The sequence below is a fragment of the Mesorhizobium sp. M5C.F.Ca.IN.020.32.2.1 genome, assembly GCF_004023105.1.
GTDB lineage: Bacteria > Pseudomonadota > Alphaproteobacteria > Rhizobiales > Rhizobiaceae > Mesorhizobium > Mesorhizobium wenxiniae.
The window spans coordinates 1-2316 of the sequence record NZ_RZSX01000942.1; the positions used below are offsets into that span (position 1 = coordinate 1).

Here is a 2316-nt window from a genome sequence, read left to right on the forward strand (position 1 = left end):
CCCCGAGGCCGAGCGCGGCGACATGATGGCCGCCTATCGCAAGCGGCTGGTCGGCAGCGACCGCAAGGCGCAGGTCGAGGCCGCCCGCGCCTGGAGCCTGTGGGAGGGCGAGACGATCACGCTATTGCCCGATCCGGAAACCAGCAGCCGGTTTGGCGAAGACGACTATGCCGTGGCCTTCGCCCGCATCGAGAACCACTATTTCGTCCATGCCGGCTGGCTGGAGGAAGGGCAACTGCTGCGTGATGCCTTCAAGTTGAAGGACATCCCCGGCACCATCGTTCATGGCCGCTACGACATGCCGTGCCCGGCGCGCTATGCCTGGGCGCTGCACAAGGCGTGGCCGAAAGCGGATTTCCACCTGATCGAGGGCGCCGGCCATGCCTATTCGGAGCCGGGCATCCTCGACCGGTTGATCCGGGCGACGGATCGGTTTGCGGGGAAATGATCATGGGCCGCGAGCGCCTCTATCTCTTCGACACGACACTGCGTGATGGCCAGCAAACACCGGGTATCGACTTTTCAGTCGAGGACAAGATCGCCATCGCCGGGCTGCTCGACGAGTTCGGCATGGACTATGTCGAGGGCGGCTATCCCGGCGCCAACCCGACCGACACCGCCTTCTTCGCCGAGCCCCGCACGGCCAGTGCCAAATTCGTCGCCTTCGGCATGACCAAGCGGGCTGGGGTCTCGGCTTCGAACGATCCAGGCCTTGCCGCATTGGTCCAGTCGAAGTCGGACGCCATTTGCTTTGTAGCCAAGAGCTGGGACTACCATGTCCGCATCGCGCTGGGCTGCACGAACGAGGAAAACCTCGAAGCGATCAAGGCCTCGGTCGAAGCGGCGATTGCCTCGGCCAAGGAAGCACTGGTTGATTGCGAGCATTTCTTCGACGGCTTCAAGGCCAATACCTCCTATGCGCTGGCCTGCGCAAAGACCGCCTACGAGGCCGGCGCGCGCTGGGTGGTGCTATGCGACACCAATGGCGGCACGCAGCCGTCGGAAGTGCGCGCCATCGTCGAGAAGGTCATCGCCTCAGGCATTCCCGGAGACCATCTCGGCATTCATGCCCATGACGACACCGGCCAGGCGGTGGCGAATTCGCTGGCCGCCGTCGAGGCCGGCGTGCGCCAGATCCAGGGCACGCTGAACGGCATCGGCGAGCGCTGCGGCAACGCCAATCTGATCTCGATCGTGCCGACGCTGGCGCTGAAGCCGGCCTTTTCCAACCGCTTCGAGACAGGCATTTCGGCCGAAGCGTTGGCCGGAATATCGCGCCTTTCCCGGGCCTTTGACGAATTGCTGAACCGCGCGCCGGAAGCGCAGGCGCCCTATGTCGGCGCTTCCGCCTTCGCCACCAAGGCCGGCATCCATGCCTCGGCGCTGGCCAAGGAGCCGGCCACCTACGAGCATGTGCCGCCGGAAGCAGTTGGCAACCGCCGCCGCGTCATGGTCTCGGACCAGGGCGGCAAGGCCAATTTCCTCGCCGAGTTGAAGCGGCGTGGCATCGACATGCCGAAAGACGACCACCGGCTCGACGCACTGATCGCTGTGGTCAAGGAGCGCGAGGCCGAAGGCTATGCGTATGAGGGCGCCGATGCCAGCTTCGAGCTTCTGGCGCGCAAGATGCTGCACGGCCTGCCGGAATTCTTCAGCGTCACCTCGTTTCGCTGCATGGTCGAGCGCCGCTTCGACGCCAACGGCCAGCTGAAGACGGTCTCAGAGGCGATCGTCAAGGTGATGGTCGACGGCGAGGAGAAGATGTCGGTGGCCGAAGGACACGGCCCGGTCAATGCGCTCGACATCGCGCTGCGCAAGGATCTCGGAAAATTCCAGAACGAGATCGCCGACCTCGAACTTGCCGACTTCAAGGTGCGTATCCTCAATGGTGGCACCGAGGCGATCACCCGCGTGCTGATCGAATCGCATGACGCAACCGGCGCCCGCTGGTGGACGGTCGGCGTCTCAGAAAACATCATCGACGCTTCGTTCCAGGCGCTGATGGATTCGATCGTCTACAAGCTGATGAAGAACCGCGAGATGGCCGGGCTGGTCGCGGCGGAGTAGGATTGAACCATCAGCGAAAGTCCATTGATCCATCAGAACTTTGCGATGGTCTTGGCCCGGCGGCTGGCGCATAGCGTTGGGCCATGCCCACGCAAGCAATCCAGCTCGAAGCAGACTCAAAGGCCCGGCGTGGCTTTCTGTTGGCCCTGGGCGCCTATCTCCTGTGGGGGCTGCTGCCCTTTTACATGAAGGCTGTCGCGCATCTGCCGCTGGCCGAAGTCATCGCGCACCGCATCGTCTGGTCGGTGC

At 63.8% G+C, this 2316-nt stretch carries 1 protein-coding gene and 2 pseudogenes; all 3 read left to right on the plus strand.

Annotated elements, in window-relative coordinates; genetic code table 11:
* Nucleotides 1-448: pseudogene (locus tag EOA86_RS31210) on the plus strand (prolyl aminopeptidase); the annotation flags it as partial.
* Between the two features lie 2 nt (nt 449-450).
* Entirely contained in the window at nt 451-2067 is a 1617-nt protein-coding gene (cimA, locus tag EOA86_RS31215) for a citramalate synthase (RefSeq protein WP_128345128.1), read from the plus strand.
* Nucleotides 2068-2150: 83 nt separating this feature from the next.
* Nucleotides 2151-2316: pseudogene (locus EOA86_RS40790) on the plus strand (EamA family transporter RarD); the annotation flags it as partial.

Bases quoted from the DNA above. Each gene is read 5' to 3' on its own strand.
- cimA (WP_128345128.1), top strand. From the start codon at position 451: ATGGGCCGCGAGCGCCTCTATCTCTTCGACACGACACTGCGTGATGGC.